The organism is Nonomuraea sp. NPDC050733, assembly GCF_040654215.1.
Lineage (GTDB): Bacteria > Actinomycetota > Actinomycetes > Streptosporangiales > Streptosporangiaceae > Nonomuraea.
Window position 1 is genome coordinate 92,662 of record NZ_JBFAHO010000011.1, and the last position, 19,168, is coordinate 111,829.

Annotated in this window: 14 protein-coding genes; 8 read left to right on the top strand and 6 right to left on the bottom strand. The window is 71.1% G+C overall.

Annotated features, from left to right (window positions below):
- Positions 1 to 135 precede the first annotated feature (135 nt).
- The 3 genes from AB0H64_RS20165 (at position 136) to AB0H64_RS20175 (ending at position 8,120) form a co-directional block, all read left to right on the top strand.
- On the top strand, positions 136 to 6,342 hold the full coding sequence (locus AB0H64_RS20165) for an RHS repeat-associated core domain-containing protein (protein WP_357626414.1): 6,207 nt from the start codon (positions 136 to 138) through the stop codon (positions 6,340 to 6,342).
- A gap of 112 nt (positions 6,343 to 6,454) precedes the next feature.
- On the top strand, positions 6,455 to 7,222 hold the full coding sequence (locus AB0H64_RS20170; RefSeq protein WP_357626417.1) for an SDR family NAD(P)-dependent oxidoreductase: 768 nt from the start codon (positions 6,455 to 6,457) through the stop codon (positions 7,220 to 7,222).
- 103 nt (positions 7,223 to 7,325) lie between these two features.
- Positions 7,326 to 8,120, top strand: coding sequence for an alpha/beta fold hydrolase (locus AB0H64_RS20175; protein WP_357626419.1), 795 nt, complete (start codon positions 7,326 to 7,328; stop codon positions 8,118 to 8,120).
- A gap of 70 nt (positions 8,121 to 8,190) precedes the next feature.
- On the opposite strand, the gene AB0H64_RS20180 is transcribed toward AB0H64_RS20175, so the two are convergent.
- The 3 genes from AB0H64_RS20180 to mce all read right to left on the bottom strand — a co-directional run bounded on the left by AB0H64_RS20180 (position 8,191) and on the right by mce (position 11,507).
- Positions 8,191 to 9,258 (bottom strand): AI-2E family transporter, encoded by a 1,068-nt coding sequence (locus AB0H64_RS20180; protein WP_357626422.1) that lies wholly within the window; start codon positions 9,256 to 9,258, stop codon positions 8,191 to 8,193.
- Positions 9,259 to 9,604: 346 nt separating this feature from the next.
- A complete protein-coding gene (locus AB0H64_RS20185) occupies positions 9,605 to 10,891 on the bottom strand; it encodes a DivIVA domain-containing protein (RefSeq protein WP_357626425.1) in 1,287 nt (428 codons plus the stop codon).
- 193 nt (positions 10,892 to 11,084) lie between these two features.
- Positions 11,085 to 11,507 carry a methylmalonyl-CoA epimerase gene (gene mce, locus AB0H64_RS20190; RefSeq protein ID WP_357626428.1) on the bottom strand — a complete coding sequence of 141 codons (423 nt, stop codon included), beginning with the start codon at positions 11,505 to 11,507 and terminating at the stop codon, positions 11,085 to 11,087.
- A gap of 84 nt (positions 11,508 to 11,591) precedes the next feature.
- On the opposite strand from mce, the gene AB0H64_RS20195 reads away from it, so the two are divergent.
- Entirely contained in the window at positions 11,592 to 12,788 is a 1,197-nt protein-coding gene (locus tag AB0H64_RS20195; RefSeq protein ID WP_357626430.1) for an acetyl-CoA C-acetyltransferase, read from the top strand.
- A gap of 16 nt (positions 12,789 to 12,804) precedes the next feature.
- Here the strand turns inward: AB0H64_RS20195 and AB0H64_RS20200 are convergent, their stop codons facing one another.
- The 3 genes from AB0H64_RS20200 to AB0H64_RS20210 form a co-directional block, all read right to left on the bottom strand.
- Positions 12,805 to 12,936, bottom strand: coding sequence for a hypothetical protein (locus AB0H64_RS20200; protein ID WP_357626433.1), 132 nt, complete (start codon positions 12,934 to 12,936; stop codon positions 12,805 to 12,807).
- A gap of 146 nt (positions 12,937 to 13,082) precedes the next feature.
- Complete coding sequence (locus AB0H64_RS20205; protein WP_357626435.1) at positions 13,083 to 13,754, bottom strand: DUF4230 domain-containing protein; 672 nt, start codon at positions 13,752 to 13,754, stop codon at positions 13,083 to 13,085.
- A gap of 52 nt (positions 13,755 to 13,806) precedes the next feature.
- On the bottom strand, positions 13,807 to 15,159 hold the full coding sequence (locus AB0H64_RS20210) for a hypothetical protein (protein WP_357626438.1): 1,353 nt from the start codon (positions 15,157 to 15,159) through the stop codon (positions 13,807 to 13,809).
- 231 nt (positions 15,160 to 15,390) lie between these two features.
- Between AB0H64_RS20210 and AB0H64_RS20215 the strand changes: the two genes are divergently transcribed.
- The 4 genes from AB0H64_RS20215 (at position 15,391) to AB0H64_RS20230 (ending at position 19,086) form a co-directional block, all read left to right on the top strand.
- Positions 15,391 to 15,903, top strand: coding sequence for a MarR family transcriptional regulator (locus AB0H64_RS20215; RefSeq protein ID WP_357626440.1), 513 nt, complete (start codon positions 15,391 to 15,393; stop codon positions 15,901 to 15,903).
- A 97-nt stretch (positions 15,904 to 16,000) separates the two neighbouring features.
- Entirely contained in the window at positions 16,001 to 16,936 is a 936-nt protein-coding gene (locus tag AB0H64_RS20220) for a tetratricopeptide repeat protein (RefSeq protein ID WP_357626443.1), read from the top strand.
- Between the two features lie 9 nt (positions 16,937 to 16,945).
- Positions 16,946 to 17,575, top strand: coding sequence for a cytidylate kinase-like family protein (locus tag AB0H64_RS20225; RefSeq protein WP_357626445.1), 630 nt, complete (start codon positions 16,946 to 16,948; stop codon positions 17,573 to 17,575).
- 101 nt (positions 17,576 to 17,676) lie between these two features.
- Positions 17,677 to 19,086, top strand: coding sequence for an NAD-dependent malic enzyme (locus AB0H64_RS20230; protein ID WP_357626447.1), 1,410 nt, complete (start codon positions 17,677 to 17,679; stop codon positions 19,084 to 19,086).
- The last annotated feature ends 82 nt before the right edge of the window (positions 19,087 to 19,168 follow it).

Sequence of the window (19,168 nt, forward strand, 5' to 3'; positions counted from 1 at the left end):
CCCCCGGCCCTCTTCCGCGACCCCCTCAGATCTCGCCGAATCCGCCCAATAACCCCCCTTACCGATTGGGTGATCATGGATACACCGTCCGAGTTAGATCTGTCCGAGTCCTACTGGAATCGTTTACAGGGCGCGATGCGCGAGTCGGCGTGGCCACGCCGACTGGCGGCCGTCCTGTCCGTCATCGTCCTCGCACCCCTGGCGCCCGCCCAGCCCGCGAGCGCCGCGCCCCGCACGGCGCCGGCGGTGCAGAAGGAGAAGCCCGTCACCGGCAAGCCCGTGCCGGTGCTGCCCGAGCTGGCCGACCCGACCGAGAAACAGGCGTGGAAGGCGCCGCCAGGCGTGACCTGGCCCAAGCCGCAGGCCGTCGAGCTGGGTGGCGCCGCCCAGCTCAAGGCCGCCGACTCGTCCTTCCCCGTACGGCTGGCCGAGCCCGCGAGCGGTGACGCGAAGACGGCCAGGGCGGCCGAGGCCGGGCCGGTACGGGTGGAGCTGCTCGACACCGCGCAGACCCAGCGCGCCGGGCTGCTCGGCGTCGCCCTCCGGGTCTCGCCCGGTCAGGGCGTCGCGGCCAAGGCCGGCAAGACCCGGCTCCAGTTCGACTACTCGGGCTTCCGCTACGCGTTCGGCGGCGACTACGGCTCCCGGCTGCGCATGGTCAAGCTGCCCGACTGCGCGCTGACGGCCACCACCGGGGCGAACTGCCCCCTGCCGGAGCCGGTGCCCGCCAAGAACGACACGAAGGCCGGCACGATCACCGCCGAGCTCGACACCCCCGCCCTGTACGCGGTGACGGCGTCGTCGTCGGGACCGGCGGGCGACCACACCGCCACCTCCCTCGCCCCGTCGGCGAGCTGGAGCGTCGGAGCCCAGTCGGGCGACTTCAACTGGGACTACGACCTGCGAAGTCCACCGGCGCTGGGCGGCGACGAGCCGGAGCTGTCCATCGACTACTCCTCGCAGAGCGTGGACGGCCGCACCGCCTCCACCAACAACCAGCCGTCCTGGGTCGGTGAGGGTTTCGAGCTGAACCCCAGCGGCTACGTCGAGCGCCGCTACAAGTCCTGCATGGTCGACGGCAAGAAGACCGGCGACCTGTGCTGGAGCGGGGAGAACGTCACCCTGTCGCTCGGCAACTCGGCCATCGAGCTGGTCAAGGACGCCACGACCAAGCAGTGGCGGCCCAAGCACGACGACGGCACCCGCATCGAGTACCTCACCGGCGCCACCAACGGCGACAACAACGGCGAGTACTGGCGCGTCACCGGCGCCGACGGCACGCAGTACACCTTCGGCCTGAACCGCCTGCCCGGCTGGGTCAGCGGCAAGCCGGAGACGAAGTCGGTGCAGACGGTGCCGGTGTTCGGCAACAACAGCGGCGAGCCCTGCTACAACAGCACCCCCGCCAACGCCTGGTGCCAGCAGGCGTACCGGTGGAACCTCGACTACGCGGTGGACACCCACGGCAACGCCACCACGTACTGGTACGCCCAGGAGAAGAACTACTACGGCCGTAACATGAAGCCCGAACAGGGCACCGTGTACGACCGCGCCGGGTACCTCACCCGCATCGACTACGGCTACCTGCAGAACGAGCTGTTCACCAAGGCTCCCGCCGCCCGCGTCGTCTTCGACGTGGCCGAGCGCTGCCTGCCCAACGGCACGATCACCTGCGCCGCCGACCAGCTCAAGAAGGAGACCGCCAGCTCCTGGCCGGACGTGCCGTTCGACCAGATCTGCGCCTCCGGCGTGAAGTGCACCGACCGTCTGGCGCCGACGTTCTTCACACGCAAGCGCCTGACCAAGGTCACCACGCAGATCGTCAACGCCTCGGGCCAGTACACCCCTGTGGACTCCTGGACGCTGACGCACCAGTTCCCCGCCTCGGGCGACGGCATGAGCCCGTCGCTGTGGCTGGCGTCGATCCAGCAGAGCGGCCACGTGGGCGGCACGATCACGCTGCCCAAGGTCACGTTCACCGGCGTGCAACTGCCCAACCGGGTGGACTCCAACGAGGGCCGCGCCCCGCTGGTCAAGTGGCGCGTGCAGGCCGTGAACAACGAGTCCGGCGGCGAGCTGCGCGTCAACTACTCCGCCGCCGACTGCAAGCCCGGCGACGTGCCCACCGCTGACAAGAACACCAGGCGCTGCTTCCCGCAGCGGTGGGCACCGCCGAACGAGGGCGAGGTCACCGACTGGTTCCACAAGTACGTGGTCACGCAGACGATGGAGGTGGACCGCGTCGGCGGCGCGCCGAACGTCGTCACCGACTACGAGTACCTCGACGGCGCCGCCTGGCACTACGCCGAGAACGTCCTGGTCAAGCCCGAGCACCGCACGTGGGCCGACTACCGGGGATACGGCCGCGTACGGGTGCGCCAGGGCGACGGGCAGGACGCCAAGCGCACGCTGACGGAGTTCCGCTACTTCCGCGGCATGCACGGCGACAAGCAGGCCGACGGCTCCAAGCGCAGCGCGCAGGTCACGGACACCGAGGGCGGCAAGCGCGACGACCTGGACCAGCTCGCGGGCTTCGAGCGGGAGGAGATCCTCTACGACGGCGACGGCGGGGCCATCCTGACCGCCACGCTGGAGGAGCCCTGGTCCGTCAAGACCGCCGAGTCCACGCAGGACGGCGTCACCAAGGCCGCGTACGTGGTCGAGCCCAAGTCCATGGTCACCCGCACCGCGCTGGAAGGGGGCAAGTGGCGGCGTACCGGCGAGGAGCGCGCGTACGACACCAAGGGCCTGCTCACCCAGGTGGAGGAGAAGGGTGACCTGGCCACGACGGACGACGACCAGTGCACCCGCTACACCTACGCCCGCAACGACACGGCCTGGATGCTCGATTACACGAGCCGGATCCAGAAGGTCGCCGCGGGGTGCGGCACCGCCGTGTCCAAGCTGGCCGCCGGTGAGGTCATCTCCGACCAGAAGGTCCAGTACGACAACAAGGCCTACGGCCAGGCGCCGAGCAAGGGCGACGTGACCACGGTCGAGCACACCGTCTCCGGGGACGGCGCGACGATCGTCGAGAGCACCCACACCTACGACGCCTACGGCCGCGAGACCAGCGAGACCGACGCGGTGGGCACCAAGTCCACCACCACCTACGTCCCGGCGGCGGGCGCGCCCCCGACCGAGATCAAGGAGGTCAACCAGCTCGGCCACGTCGATCGCACGCTGCTCGAACCGGCCTGGGGAGAGCCGTACGCCGAGATCGACGCGAACAACCGCCGCACCGACATGGAGTACGACGCGCTCGGCCGCCTGATCAAGGTCTGGCAGCCCGACCGCAGCAAGGCCGCCGGGCAGACGCCCAGCACCGAGTTCTCCTACACGATGCGCACCGACGGCCCGAGCGTCGTCACCACGAAGACGCTGAACGCGGACGGCACCTACAGCGCCAGCCACGAGCTGTACGACGGCCTGATGCGCAAGCGCCAGACCCAGGAGCCCGCGCCGCGCGACGACCAGACGCAGGACCCGGCGCTGCGTGACGGGCGCACGATCACCGACACCCTCTACAACTCGCTCGGCACGGCCGCCAAGGCCAACACCGGCTACTTCGCCACCGGCGCCCCCTCGACCGACCTGCTGGCCGTTGCCGACACGGACGTGCCCAACCAGGTCGTGACGACGTTCGACGGCACAGGCGACGCCAACGCCCAGATCCTCAAGACGAAGGGCCAGGAGAAGTTCCGGGTCACCAGCACGCAGCAGGGCGACCGGGTCCACGTGACGCCGCCGCCCGGAGGCACCGCCACGACCCGCATCGGCGACGCCGACGACCGGCTCATCGAGCTGCGCCAGTACAAGGGCGCCACCCCGACGGGCGAGTACGAGTCCACCAAGTACACCTACGACCACGCCGGACGGCTGTCCACGGTGACCGACTCGGCGGGCAACGTGTGGCGTCACCACTACGACATGCGCGGCCGCGAGATCAAGACCGAGGACCCCGACAAGGGCGTCACGACGATGACGTACAACGACGCCGACGAGTTGCTCACCACGACCGACTCGCGTGGCAAGACGTTGTACTACGTCTACGACGAGCTGGGCCGCAAGAAGGAGCTGCACGAGGGCTCCGCGACCGGTCCGCTGCTGGCCGAATGGCAGTACGACGCGCTGGCCAAGGGCCACATGAACGCCAGCGTCCGCTACGTGGGCGGGCAGGCGTACAAGGCCGAGATCAACGCCATCGACACCGACTACCGACCGCTGCGCGAGACCGTCACCATCCCCCAGCGGGAGGGCAAGCTGGCGGGCTCGTACGTGCTCAACACCCGCTACACGATCGACGACCAGGTGCAGTCCGTCAGCTTCCCGGCCGCCGGCGGGCTGGAGGAGGAGTCGGTCGTCTACAGCTATGACGCGCTCAGCCAGCCGACGAAGGTCACCGGCCTGTCGACGTACGTGAACGCGACCCGCTACTCCAAGCTGGGCGAGACCCTGCAGTACGAGCTGGGCTCCGGGACGAAGAAGACCTGGCTGACCTACACCCACGACGAGGCGACCCGCAGGTTGTCCAGGATGCGGGTGGACAGGGAGGGCGCCCCGGCGACCGACCTGGACCTCAACTACAGCTACGACGCGGTCGGCAACATCACCAAGATCGCCGACAAGGGCGCCAGCGGCCCCGACACGCAGTGCTTCACCTACGACCATCTGCGCCGGCTGACCTCGGCGTGGACGGCCAACGACGACTGCGCCAGCGGAACCCCGCAGTCGGACAAGATCGGCGGCGTGGCTCCGTACGCGGTCAGCTACGCCTACGACTCCACCGGCAACCGGACCAAGGAGACCAAGCACGCCTTCGGCGGCGCGGGCGAGAGCACGCGTGACTACACCTACCCGGCCGCGGGCGGCAAGCAGCCGCACGCACTGCAGACCGCCGGGCAGGACATCTTCGAGTACGACGCCGCCGGCAACACCACCAGGCGCAAGGTCGGCAACTCCGACCAGAGCCTGGTCTGGGACGCCGAGGGCAACCTGGAGTCGGTGACGGAGGCGGGCAAGACGACGTCCTTCGTCTACAGCGCGGACGGCGACCGGCTGATCCGCAAGACGCCGACCGATGCCACGCTCTACGTCGACGACATGGAGCTGCGCTTCGACTTCGCCAAGGACGTCGTCGAGCAGACCCGCTACTACACCATCGGCGGCGAGCCCATCGCGGTGCGCACGCCGGACAACCAGGTCTACTTCCTGGCCAACGACCACCAGGGCACCTCGCAGGCCGCGGTGAACGCCGCGACCGGTGAGCTCGCCGTACGGAGGACGACGCCGTTCGGCGAGAACCGGGGCTCGCCCCCGGCGTTCTGGCCGGGGCAGCGCGGGTTCGTGGGCGGCACGCAGGACGCCACCACCGGCCTGGTCCACCTCGGCGCCCGCGAGTACGACCCCAAGCTCGGGCGCTTCCTGTCGGTCGACCCGGTCATGGAGGAGCAGAACCCGCAGCAGCTCAACGCCTACGCCTACGCCAACAACAGCCCCGTCACCATGAGCGACCCCGACGGGCAGCTGTTCTGGGTCGTCGCCGTCATCGTCGTGAGGGTCTCGGCGCAGATCATCGCCAGGAGGCTGGCGATGGCCGCCGCCAGGCGGGCCGCCATCGCGGCGGCGCGTGCGGCGGCCAGGCGGGCCGCTCTCGAGGCGCGGCGCCGGGCGCTGGCGGCGGCCAAGAAGGCCGCGGCGGAGGCCAGGAAGCGGGCTCTGGAGAACGAGAAGAAGAGGGCCGCGGCCGCGGCCAGGAAGAAGCTCCAGGAGCAGGCCAAGAAGAGGGCGCAGGAGAGGGCGAGGAAGGCGGAGACGGCACGGGCCAAGCGGCGGGCCGCGGCTCAGGCGAGAAGAGAGGCGAAGAGGAAGGAAGCCGATCAGGCGGCGAAGCGGCGGGCGTCCGCGGCGGCCAGGACGCGCAACCGGCGGGCCGGCAAGCTCCCCAGCGGGATCCAGCGGGCACGGCAGCGTCCGGCGCAGCGGCCGACCAGCCACAGGGCGACGCAGCGGCAGTCCCCGCCCAGGGACAGCCGGCAGCCGATGCAGCCGAGGCCGAGCCAGGTCTACCGCAACGACGGCACGACCCAGCCGACCCAGTCCTACTCCGTCTACCGTGACGGCCGGATGTACCCGGACGGACCGCCGCCTGCGGCCCGCCCCGGTGGCTCCGGCACCGGCTCCGGTGAGCGGCAGATCTTCAGACCGGAGAAGGTCGAGCCGGAGAACACGAGGACGGGCACGATCGCCGAGACCGGCGCCAGAGTGACCGGCTACATGGACAAGAGCGGACTGGCCGACGCGATCGAGATCATCCTCTGGGGACTGGGCGGCGGCGGCTGACGCCCCCCTGAACCAGGACGCCGGCGCGGGACCCTTCGCGGGTCCCGCGCCGGTGGCGTTCATGGGCGTCATGTCCCTAGAATCTTGTTCGGTAATGACTTGAGGAGGAACTGTGGGCGCGTTCGATCTCACTGGCAAGCAGGCTCTGGTCACAGGGGCGTCGAAGGGCATCGGACGGGCCATCGCGCTCGCCTACGCCGAGGCGGGAGCGGACGTGGCCCTCGTGTCCCGCTCGGCCGACTCCCTGACCGAGGTCGCCAAGGAGGTCGAGGCCCGTGGCCGGCGTGCCCTGGTGATCCCCGCCGACCTCACGGACCGCGAGGCCGCCGCGGACGCCGTACGGCAGGCCGTCGAGGGACTCGGGCACGTCGACATCGTCGTCAACAACGCGGGCGGCTCGAACTTCATGGTCGAGTTCAAGGACCTGCGGCTGTCCGGGTGGGACAAGCTCATGCGGCTCAACCTCGACTCGGCCATGGTCGTCTGCCACACGATCGCCCCGCACCTGCTCGAACGCGGCACCGGCTCGGTGATCAACGTCGCGTCGGTGGCCGCGCTCGGCGCACCCTTCCTCGCCGGGTACGCGGCGGCGAAGGCCGGCCTGGTGGCGCTCACCAGGACGCTGGCGGTGGAGTGGGCGCAGTCGGGCGTCCGGGTCAACGCCCTGTGCCCCGGCTGGACGGCCACCGAGCTCAACCGCAACCTGTGGGAGGACGAGGCGGCGAGCCGCGCCACGGTCGGCGGGGTTCCGATGCGCCGCTGGGGCACACCGGAGGAGATGGCGCATCCGGCGGTGTTCCTGGCCGGGGACGCGTCGGCGTACGTGACGGGCCAGGTGCTCTTCGTGGACGGCGGCTCCACGGCCATCGGCACGAGCTGACCTGTCGTTTTCCGGGGAGATCGGGAAAACGGCTGCCTATATCCGGGTATATAGGTATGCGACGTGAAGTGATTGTCCGAGGGAACCGGTCTACCGTGTGATCGTGCAGCTCTACACGAGATCAGCGGGAACCGGCCTGCCGGTCGTACTGCTCCACGCCTTCCCCCTCTCCTCCGCCATGTGGCTGGCGCAACGCGAAGGGCTGGCGGCAACCTGCCGCGTCATCACGCCCGACCTGCGCGGCTTCGGGGGATCGCGGCTGGGCGAGGACGAGCCCTCCGTGGACGCGATGGCCGACGACGTGGCCGCGCTGCTCGACGACGAGGGCATCGACCAGGCGGTGGTCGGCGGCCTGTCGATGGGCGGGTACGTGACGATGGCCTTCTGCCGGCGTCACCCCGACCGCGTCCTCGGCGTCGTCCTGGCCGACACCAAGGCCGGCCCCGACCCGCAGCCGGCCCGCGACAACCGCGAGCGCATCGCCCAGGCGGTGCTGTCCGGCGGCACCGACGTGCTCCTCACCGACGTGCTGCCCGCGCTCATCGGGCCGACCACCAAGGAGCGGCGGGCCATGGTCGTGGGCCGGGTCAAGGGCCTCGTCCAGTCCGCGCCGCCCGGGGCGGTGGCCTGGGCGCAGCGCGCCATGGCGGCCCGCCCCGACTCCGCCGCCACGCTGGCCGCTCTCAAGGTGCCGCTCCTCGTCATCGTGGGGGAGGAGGACGAGCTGGCGCCGCCCGCCGAGGCCGAGGCCATGGTCCGCGCCGTGCCGCACGGACGGCTGGAGGTCATCCCGAAGGCCGGTCACCTGAGCGCGGTCGAGCAGCCCGAGGCGTTCAACGCGGCGGTCACCGAGTTCCTCACGACCGAGCTCGGCGAGGCGGGACGATCGCCCGGATGACCAGGACCCGGCTTGACGGGATGATCGGGACTGAGCTTGGCGGTGGTCAGGACCGGGCTCGACGGGATGATCAGGACTGGGCTTGGCGGGGCAGGACGATCTCCCGGATGATGAGCGCGATGGCGGCGGCGACCGGGATGGCCAGCAGCGCGCCGACGATGCCGAGCAGCGCGCCGCCGAACAGCGCGGCGATCACCGTCACCGCCGGCGTCACGTCCACCGAGCGCTTCATCACCCTGGGGTAGACGAGGTAGTTCTCGATCTGCTGGTACACGATGAAGAAGATCGCGCACGCGATGCCCAGGGGCAGCGACTGGAGCAGCGCCACCGCGGAGACCAGCACCGCGCCGATGGTGGCGCCCACCAGCGGGATCAGGTCCGTCAGCGCCACCACCAGCGCCAGCGCCAGCGCGTACCTGACGCCGAGGATCGACAGGAAGATCCACGTCAGCGCGCCCGCGATGATCGAGATGATCACGTTGCCCGCGACGTAGCCGCCGATGCCGGCCAGGATCTGCTCCGACAGCGCCGCCGTCCGCTCCCGCCGCGAGGCCGGCACGAGCCTGAGCAGGTACGCCTTGATCGTGTGCAGCGAGCCGAGGAAGTACAGCATGAGCACGAGCAGCGTCACCGTGGTGAACACTCCGTCGAGCACCACCAGCCCCGCCCCGACGACGCCGCTGGCCAGCCACGGGCCGACCGTGCCGGTGACGAACTGGGCCAGCTTCGGCAGGATCTGGTAGTCGGCGTCGAGCCGGCGCAGGGTCGGATGGTTGCTCAGCTCGCTCACGTAGCCGGGCACCGCCGCGACGAAGTCGGCCAGCTCCTTGCTCACCGGCGGCACCACGGCCAGCCCGAACAGCACGAAGCCCACGATGACGCCGGCGAACACGATCGAGATCGCGCCCCGCCGGGCCAGGCCGCGCCGCTGCAACGCCTCGACGGCCGGGTTCAGCCCCACGGCCAGGAACATCGCCACCACGACGAGGACGATGACGCTGAGCGAGGCGACCACCATCTGCGCGATGGCGATCGCCGTCAGCACACCGAGCCCGCCGACCAGCCCGAACAGGAACGGCCCACGAGCCAGCGGCTTGCCCGGCAACCCGTACGCCGCCGGGCCCCCACCTGCGCGCACGTCCCTGCTCTCGCCCGAGGAGCCTTCACCTGCCGGGCCTTCGCCCGCCGGGCCATCGGAGGGCGGCCCATCGGAGGGCGGGCCGTCGGATGGCGGGCCTTCGGACGACCGGCCGTCAGAGGCCGGGCCTTCGGGCGGCGGCGTGGGGACGGAAGACGGCGGCCGGTCGGCTGCCGGGTCCTGTGCGGCGTCGGACGCGACGTCTGCGGACAAGGAGGGCTCCTGGAGGTCGGGGGGCGGCGGACCAGGCGCCGGAGCCCGGAACGGGCCGGCAACAGAAAGAGAGCCTAGCGACCAGCCGGTCGCCAGGCTCTCTCAGCCGTCACTCACCCCCCGGTGAGGCGGGCTACTCCTGCCACCACTCCGCGTCGTCCTCGGCCTTGGCCTCCTGCTTGGCGGCCGGGGCGGGCGTGAGCGGCTTGTCGCTGACCGGCGCCGACAGCGCGGGCTTCGGCGGGGCCGCCGTGACCGCGGGCTCGGGCTCCATGCCCGGCAGCGCGGCGCCGCCCAGCAGCTGGCGCAGCTGCGCCAGGTGGCTGGTGATGCTGTCGCGCTGGCGGGTGAGCTCGTCCACCTGGCGCTGCATGGACGTGCGGGTGCGCTCGGCCTCGTTCTTGGCCTCGGTGACGATCGTCTCGGCGCTCGACTTCGCCTCGGACACGATCTGGTCGGCGTTCTTGCGCGAGTTGGCGACCAGCTGCTTGGCGTGCAGGTCGGCCTCGCGGCGGGTCTGCTCGGCCTGCTGGGTGGCCTTGGTGGCCCGGGACTCGGCCGTCGCGGCGCGCTGCTCGGCCTCGGCGACCAGCTTCTGCGTCGCGGCCTGCGCGGTGGCGTGGCGCTCCGCCTCCTGGCGCTCCGCCTCCTCACGCCGGGACGCGAGCTGGATCTCGAACTCCGCCTCGTCCTGCGCCCGCTTGGCCTCGGACTCCTCCAGCACCCGCTGCGCCTGCGCCCGCATCTCGTCGGCCTGCCGCTTGGCCGTGGTCAGCACCTCGTCACGCTCGCGCTTGGTCGAGGCCCTCAGCTGGGCCACCTCGCGCTCGGTCGTGGTGCGCAGCTTGGCGATCTCACGCTCGGCGTCGGCCCGCTTCTCGGCCACCTCGTGGTCGGCGGTGGCCCGCAGCTTGGCGACCTCGCGCTCGGTGGTGCTGGTCAGCTCGTCGGCCTCGCGGCGCGCGGTCGAGCGGATGTCCTCCGCCTCGCGCTCCGCGGTGGTGCGCATCTCGTCGCTCTCGCGGGTGGCCTGCGCGCGCTTCTCGGCCGCCTCCGCCTCGGCGGCAGCCCTCAGGTCGGCAGCCTCGACCTTGGCCGCCGCCTTGATCTCGTTGGCCTCGGACCTCGCAGCCTGGACCAGCTCGGTGGCCTGCTCCTCGGCCAGCCGCAGCAACTGCTCGATGCGGGCGCCCAGACCGGAGTAGGTGGGGCGCTCCTGCTCCTGGAGCTGGCGCTGGGAGTCGGACAGATCGCGCTGCAGGGTGGAGACCTGCTCGCGAGCCTGACGCAACTCGCCGTCGAGCTGCTTCAGGTGATCATGGACCTGGTGACGGTCATAACCACGGAGGACCACGTCGAACTCGCGTGCGGGGGCGTCCTCGAAGAAGTTGTTGAGCTGGGCGTCGATGTCGGACTGCATGGAGGCTCGATCCTGGGTTGTCGAGACGGCTACACGGGCCGGACGGGGGGTTCGGGGGCAGCCGAGCCGGGAGCCTGTGCCTCACGGCAGGCCCCTTGTCCGGTGGAAAGCCAGAGTACTCCGCCGGTGCCGAGTCTGAAGCCCCGTCCAACTTTCTGCACGACTAGTTACATATGAACGTTTTTTGCGTTTGTTACGACCTGGTCGCCTGGACCAACTCCGTCAGCATTCCTCCCACGTCCTTCGGATGCAGAAACGCGATCTGCGAGCCCATCGAGCCATGCCGGGGCCGCTCGTCCAGGACACGTACGCCTTTCCCGCCGATTCTATCGATGGCCTCAAGCACATCAGGCACCCCGAAGGCCACATGATGCACACCCTCGCCGCGCTTCGCGAGGAACTTGCCGACGGGGGAGTCGGGCGACAGCGGCTCCAGGAGCTGGATGTAGGAGCCGCCGCCCTCGCCGTCGGCGATGTGCAGCATGGCCTCCTTGACCCCCTGCTCCTCGTTCACCTCCCGCGCGACGACGCTGAGCTCGAACGTCTCGGAGAAGAGCGCGATCTTCTCCTCCAGGTCGTGACAGGCGATCCCGATGTGGTCGATCCGCATGAACATGTGTGGTCAGCCTCCATAGCCGTCGAGCGTGCACCCGTGGGTATGGTGTCAAAGAACCCCTTGCCCGCACAGGAGGCCATCGCCATGTCTGGTTCCGTCATCGTCGCCGGAGCGCGCACCCCGATCGGCAGGCTCCTCGGGGCGCTGTCCGGGCTGCCGGCCGTGGAGCTGGGAGGCATCGCCATCAAGGCCGCGCTGGAGCGCGCCGGCGTGGCTCCCGCGGACGTCGAGTACGTCATCATGGGCCAGGTCCTCCAGGCCGGCGCCGGGCAGATCCCCTCCCGCCAGGCCGCCGTCCGGGCCGGCATCCCCATGACCGTCCCCTCGGTCACCATCAACAAGGTGTGTCTGTCCGGCCTCGACGCCATCGCGCTGGCCGACCAGCTCATCCGCGCGGGCGAGTTCGACATCGTCGTCGCGGGCGGCATGGAGTCGATGAGCAACGCGCCGCACCTGCTGCCGGGGCTGCGCAGGGGCGTCAAGTACGGCGGCTCCGAGATCGTCGACTCGATGGCCCACGACGGCCTGTTCTGCGCGTTCGACCAGTGCGCGATGGGCGAGTCCACCGAGCGGTACAACGCCCGCCTCGGCATCGGCCGTGAGGAGCAGGACTCCCTGTCGGCCCGCTCGCACCAGCTCGCCGCCGCGGCCGTCAAGAACGCCGTCTTCGAGGACGAGATCGTGCCCGTCGAGGTCCCGCAGCGGCGCGGCGAGCCGCTGGTCGTCAAGGACGACGAGGGCGTGCGCGGCGACACGACGGTGGAGACACTGGCCAGGCTGCGCCCGGCGTTCGCGGCCGACGGCACGATCACGGCGGGGTCGTCCTCGCAGATCTCCGACGGCGCCTGCGCGGTCGTCGTCATGTCGCGCGCCAAGGCCGAGGAGCTCGGCCTGCCGTGGCTGGCGGAGATCGGCCGGCACGGCAACGTCGCCGGTCCCGACGCCTCGCTCCAGTCCCAGCCGGCCAACGCCATCAAGCAGGCCCTGCTCAAGCAGAACCTCACGGTCGCCGACCTCGACCTGGTCGAGATCAACGAGGCGTTCGCCAGCGTGGTGCTCCAGTCGGCCAAGGAGCTGGACCTGCCGCTGGACAAGGTCAACGTCAACGGGGGCGGCATCGCGCTGGGCCACCCCATCGGCGCCTCGGGGGCGCGCATCGTGCTCACCCTCGCCCACGAGCTGCGCCGGCGCGGCGGCGGGCTGGGCGCGGCCGGCCTGTGCGGCGGAGGCGGCCAGGGCGACGCCCTGATCATCCGCGTCCCGTCCCAGGACGAGGGCTAACGGTCGTAGGAGAGGGTCACGAGAACAGCTTGGAGATCAGCGACCGCCGGCGGCCGCTCGCCTGACGGGCGAGGCGGTCGTCGCTGGCGGCGCGCCGCAGCTCCTCCGCGCGGTTCTTCATGACGAGGTACTCGAGTTCGGCGTGCATTCGTCCGGCTCCCGGATCTTGAGGTGCTTGTTGCCTGCACTCTCAAGACTCGTCCTAAGGCCTGTCCGCCCACATCGGGCGGATGCCTTATCCCTGGACACCCATGGACGGACGGGCGGAGCCTGAGGTACCTAGGGGTGCCTAGGTCACGGCTCGTCGCTGAACTTCACCGTCACCTTGGTGAACCCGAGCGACTTCAGCAGCCCCTCCAGCATGGCCTTGGTGTTGGCGTCGGCCCGCCTGCGCAGGTCGCTGGCGGCCGCCGCCTCGGCGATCTTCTTCTCGGCCAGCACGTACACCTCCCTCTGGTCGCCCGGCGAGGACGACAGGAAGTCCTGCATCCGGTCGAGCAGCCCGCGCTGCTGCGCGAAGACGTACGAGCGGCTGTTGTCCAGGTTGGGCTTCTCCAACTGGGAGCGCGGCAGGCGGATCGTGACCTGGGTCCGGTCCGGCGACACCGTCACGGCGTCGGCCGAGAGGCCCGAGAAGTCCACGTACGCGTCGACGCCGCCCGCCCCCACGAACAGCGTCCGGGTGCCCTTGACGGCGTCGGGCAGGAAGTTGGCGTCCTTCTCCAGGTCGACCACGACCTGGAAGCTGCCGGTCGCGGCCTCGAAGCGGCTCAGGTCTTTCATGGACTGGAGCAGGACGGGCTGGCTGCGGTCGATGGTCCGCTCGCCGGTGGGGTCCAGCCAGGTCCACGCCAGCCGGCCGCCGACCACGAGCAGGACCGCGAGGACCAGCAGGCCGGCCACGTATCGCCACCTGCGGCGCCGCCCCGGTGAGACCGTGGCGGGCGCCGTACGGGATGTCGTCATACGGTGTTGACTACCCGGACGTGGATCATCATTGCCAGCCGTTTGGTGACATCTACGGTCTCCAGTCGGTCACGGGCGGGTCGCCCGCGTCCGGATAGACCGGATACACCTGCTGGGGCGAGCCCGCGGTCGCGGCCACCTGGGCCGCCCCCGACCGGCCCCGCGGCGTCTCGGCGGGGCCGCCGCCGAAGTGGGTGCTCGACAGCCTGCACGACTGGAAGTCGCTGAAGAACATGCGCAGCCACTCGCGCCGCTGGTGCTCGCTCAGCCCGGAGAACCACGCCGCCGCGTACTCGTGCTCCGGCAGCGGCCCGCCGGGCAGCGGCTCGCCCCGCAGCCACGCCATCACGATCTCCCGGTAGCCGTCGGCCGGGGTGCCGGCGCACTTGGCCGCCAGCGACTCGACGTACTCGTACGACGCCTCGTCCGCGAAGCCCGCCGACAGGTCGCGCACGTGGATGGGCGCCAGTCCGGGCGCCGGCCTCAGCTCGTCCTCCAGCGGCCGCTGCTCTACCCGGGTGAACGCCGCCGGGGTGCCCGCCAGCCGCGAAGCGATCTTGGTGAAGGCCGCCCCCAGCTCGGTCAGGCCCGCCCGCATGGCCGGATGGAGGCAGACGGTGATCGGCCACTCCTGACAGGAGTAGGCGATGTCCTGCGCGGCGGCCGGCTTGGGCGCGCCCAGCAGCCGCGCCACCCCGGTGCCGGCCGCGAGCACGGCCAGCAGCGCGCACGCCAGCACCAGCGCCTGCCGGGTCACCATCGCGGCCCAGCCGAGCAGCAGCGCCGTCGTGATGCCGAGCAGCCAGATCGTCTGGTCGAGGAACGCCGCGCCGCCGCTCATCTGGAACAGGTCGTACGGCCGGCCGGCGCCCGGAGTGAGCCGGTCGGTCCAGCCACCGCCGGCGGCGAGCCGGCTGAACAGCAGGTAGCAGCCCAGCCCCGCCAGCGGCGGCGTGATCGCCACGGGCGCGAACCAGCCCGCGACCCACCCGATCACCGAGTAGAGCGCCAGCCCGGCCATCCCCACGCCCAGCCCCGGCAGGCCGAGCGGCCCGGCCTGCTCGGTGAGGACCGTCTTGACGGCCAGCACCAGCACGGTCGCGGCGAACGACCCGAGCACCACCACCACGATCGCCAGCGGCGCCTTGAGCGCCCGCCACGCGCCGATCGTCCGGCCGCGCAGCGCCTTCCGCTTGCGCAGCGCCACCCAGGCGGCGAAACCGGCCGCCACGGGCCCGGTCAGCCGCAGCGAGCCGATGACCGCGGCCACGATGTTCTCCCACGCGTCCACGCCAGGGATCAGGACGCTCCATGCCGCGGCCAGACCGAGCGCCATGAGCACGGCGACGGTGACGGCCGCGCTCTGTTTCAGTTCCTCACGTGTGACGCCCGCGTGCTCACGCACGCGATCTCCCCTTGAAGTCCATCAAGCACCCCCCGTGCCCCGTAGGCGAACGCGGAACGTCAGCAGTCCGGCAGGTCCCCACCGCCGATGGACTTGGTGTCCGCGTCACCGTTTGATGCGAGAACCATAACTGAGCGTGATGATTGACGTCCGGATTCTTGGCCAAGCAGTGAATGCGATAGCTCAGAGTAACCAGACGAATGGGGACGAGCGGCGCGCTACCGTAGCGCTGTGTCGCAGCCGAAGCCGCTCAACCTGCCGTTCGATCCCATCGAACGCGCCGCGCAGACCTGGCGTGTTCACTTCGGACCCTCTTCCGCCATGGCCGCCGTCACTTCGATCATGAGAGCGCATCAGATCCTCCTGTCGCAACTTGACTCGCTCCTGAAGCCGTACGACTTGACCTTCGCGAGGTACGAGGCGCTGGTGCTCTTGACCTTCAGCAGGACGGGGGCGCTCCCTCTGTGGAAGATCGGAGAGCGTCTCATGGTGCATCCGACCAGCGTCACGAACACCGTTGACCGGCTCGAGAGGTCCGGACTGGTCAGCCGCATGCGCAACCCCAAGGACGGCCGCGGGGTGCTGGCGGAGATCACCGACGCGGGCCGCGACGTCGTGCGCCGCGCCACGGCCGACCTGATGGCGGCCGACTTCGGCCTGTCCATGTACGGGGAGGGCGAGTTGCACGCCATGTTCGACCAGTTGCGCACGCTCCGGGTGGCCGCGGGCGACTTCGGGGAGTGATCGGCGGTGCGGGCGCGCGGCGTCCGGAGTTCGGCCCATGGCGGACGGCGGGCCTCGCTGGCGCTCCCGCGTCGTGGCATGCGGCAAGATGAGGAGCATGGCGGACTTCTCTAGGCCCGGGTCGCTCTACGGAGCGGTGGACCTGGGCGCGCGCAAGCAGGCTCTGGACGCGCAGGCCCGGCGGGAGACCGCGGGCCCGCAGGCGGCCTCCTCGGCCTCGATCGTCGACGTGACCGAGGAGACCTTCACGACCGACGTCATCGACCGCTCGATGAGCGTCCCCATCGTGCTCGACCTGTGGTCGCCGCGGGCGCCGGGCAGCGCCCAGCTGAGTCCCGTGCTGGAGAAGGTGGTCGGCTCCATGGGCGGCCGGGCCGTCCTGGCCAGGGTCAACGTCGACGCCAGCCCGCAGATCGCGCAGGCGCTGCGCGTGCAGGCGGTGCCGACCGTGCTCGCCGTCTTCCAGGGGCAGGCGGTCACCGGCTTCCAGCAGGTGCTGCCCGAGCAGGAGGTGCGCCGCTGGCTCGACGAGCTGATGGGCGCGGTCGAGCAGTTCTACGAGGCCAACCCCGACGCCAGGCCGGCCCAGGGCGACGGCGAGCAGGCGCCCGAGGCGCCTCCGGCCGACCCCGACCTGCTGGCCGCCGAGCAGGCCATCGAGCAGGGCGACCTCGACGCGGCCGAGACCGCCTACGAGCGGCTGCTGGCCCGCGTGCCCAGCGACGAGGACGCCAAGATGGGCCTGGCGGGCGTCCGGCTGATCAAGCGCACCGCCGGCGCCGACCCGGCCGACGTGCAGCGGCGGCTGGCCGACCCGGCCGACATCGACGCCCACCTGCTCGCCGCCGACATGGAGATGCTGTCCGGCTCGGTCGACGAGGCGTTCGCCCGCGTCGTGGCCGTCGTCAAGCGCACCTCCGGCGACGAGCGCGACAGGGCGCGGCGCCACCTGCTCGGCCTGTTCGAGACGCTCCCGGCCGAGGACCCGTCCCTGGCCAAAGCGCGTAGGGCCCTGGCCAGCGCACTGTTCTAACCTGAGGGTGTGCGGGTCGTCACCATCTCGGCGACGTACGGCACGGCGGGCGGCCACATCGGCCCCGCCGTGGCCGAGTGCCTCGGCGTGCCGTTCGTCGACCGGGCGATCCCCGGCGCCGTGGCCGAGGAGCTCGGCTGCACCCTGGAGGAGGCCCTGGCCCACGACGACCGGGCCGCGCACGGCCTGGCCAGGCTGCTGGCCGGGGCGATGCGGCTGCCCACGGTGACCTTCGGCGGCGTGGACGTGTACATGGCGGGCGCCATGCCGCTGGCTCCCGAGGAGTTCGTCCGGCGCACCGAGCGGGTGCTCCAGGAGATGGCCCGCACCCAGGGCGGCGTCTTCCTGGGCCGGGCCGGCGCGATCGTGCTCGCCGACCATCCCGGCGCCCTGCACGTTCGGCTCGACGCGCCGTTGCGGCGACGGGTGCTCCAGACGGCCACACTGAGGGACCTCGGCGAGCGCGAGGCGCTCAAGCTGATCGAGCGCAACGACCGCGCCCGCACCGCCTACGTGCGCCACTTCTACCGGGCCGACGCGGCCGACCCGAGCCTCTACCACCTCGTGATCGACAGCACGAGCATCCCCGTGCCGGCCTGTGTCGACCTGATCGTCACGGCGGCCGAGGCGCTGGCCTGACGGCGTGCCTCCCACCGGTGACGACGGCCGAGGCATCGGCCTGACCGCGTTCCCCCTACCATAGGAGAACTTCTTGGTCAGGCCCCGAAGGAGCGATTGACGTGGCGACCGTCCCGAGTGTGTCGTACTCCATCACTGTGCGGCTGGAGGTGCCGGCAGGCGGCAAGGCCGTCAGCCAGCTCACCCACGCCGTAGAGTCGGCAGGCGGCGTGGTCACCGCCCTCGACGTCACCAACGCGGGCCACGAGAAGCTCCGCATCGACGTCACCTGCGCGGCGCGTGACACCGACCACGCCCAGGCCATCGTCGACCAGCTGGAGGCCGTCGAGGGCGTCGTCATCCACAAGGTCTCCGACCGGACCTTCCTCATGCACCTCGGCGGCAAGATCGAGATGGTGTCGAAGGTGCCGCTGCGCAACCGTGACGAGCTCTCCATGGCGTACACGCCGGGCGTGGCCCGGGTCTCGCTGGCGATCGCCCGCAACAAGGAGGACGCGCGCCGGCTGACCATCAAGCGCAACACGGTCGCGGTCGTCACGGACGGCTCGGCGGTGCTGGGTCTCGGCAACATCGGCCCGGAGGCGGCGCTGCCGGTCATGGAGGGCAAGGCGGCGCTGTTCAAACGCTTCGCCGGCATCGACGCCTGGCCGCTCTGCCTCGACACGCAGGACGTCGACGAGATCGTCCGGACCGTGCAGCTCATCGCGCCCGGCTTCGGCGGCATCAACCTGGAGGACATCTCGGCGCCGCGCTGCTTCGAGGTGGAGCGGCGGCTGCGCGAGCTGCTCGACATCCCGGTCTTCCACGACGACCAGCACGGCACGGCCATCTGCGTGCTCGCCGCGCTCACCAACGCGCTGCGCGTGGTGGGCAAGTCCATCGAGGACGTGCGGATCACCATGGCGGGGGCCGGCGCGGCCGGCAACGCGGTGCTGCGGCTGCTGCTCGCGGCCGGCGCCCGCAACGTCGTGGTCTGCGACTACCTCGGCGCCGTCCACAAGGGCCGCGACGACCTCGACGACTCGCTGAGGTGGATCGCCGAGCACACCAACGCCGAGGGCTACTCCGGCGACCTGCGCGGCGCGGTCAAGGACGCGGACGTGTTCGTGGGGGTGTCGGCGCCGGGCATCCTGACGGGCGACGACATCGCCACGATGGCGCGCGACGCGGTGGTCTTCGCGCTGGCCAACCCGGAGCCGGAGGTGTCGCCGGACGACGCCCGCGAGCACGCGGCCGTGGTGGCGACGGGCCGCTCCGACTACCCCAACCAGATCAACAACGTGCTGGCCTTCCCGGGCGTCTTCCGGGGGCTGCTGGACGCGCAGGCCACGGAGGTGTCGACGCAGATGCTGCTGGCCGCCGCCGGGGCGCTGGCCGCCGTCGTGACGCCCGAGGAGCTGGGTCCCAACTACATCATCCCGAGCGTGTTCCACCCGGACGTGGCGGGCGCGGTCGCGGCGGCGGTCCGCGAGTCCGCCGGCGGCCGCGCGCGCGGCTTCACCGAGGCGTGACGACTCTCACCACCCAAAATATTCGATCATCTTTTACGGCACAGCCCGGTGGGCTCCAGTCGCCGTACGGGGCTGGGGGCCT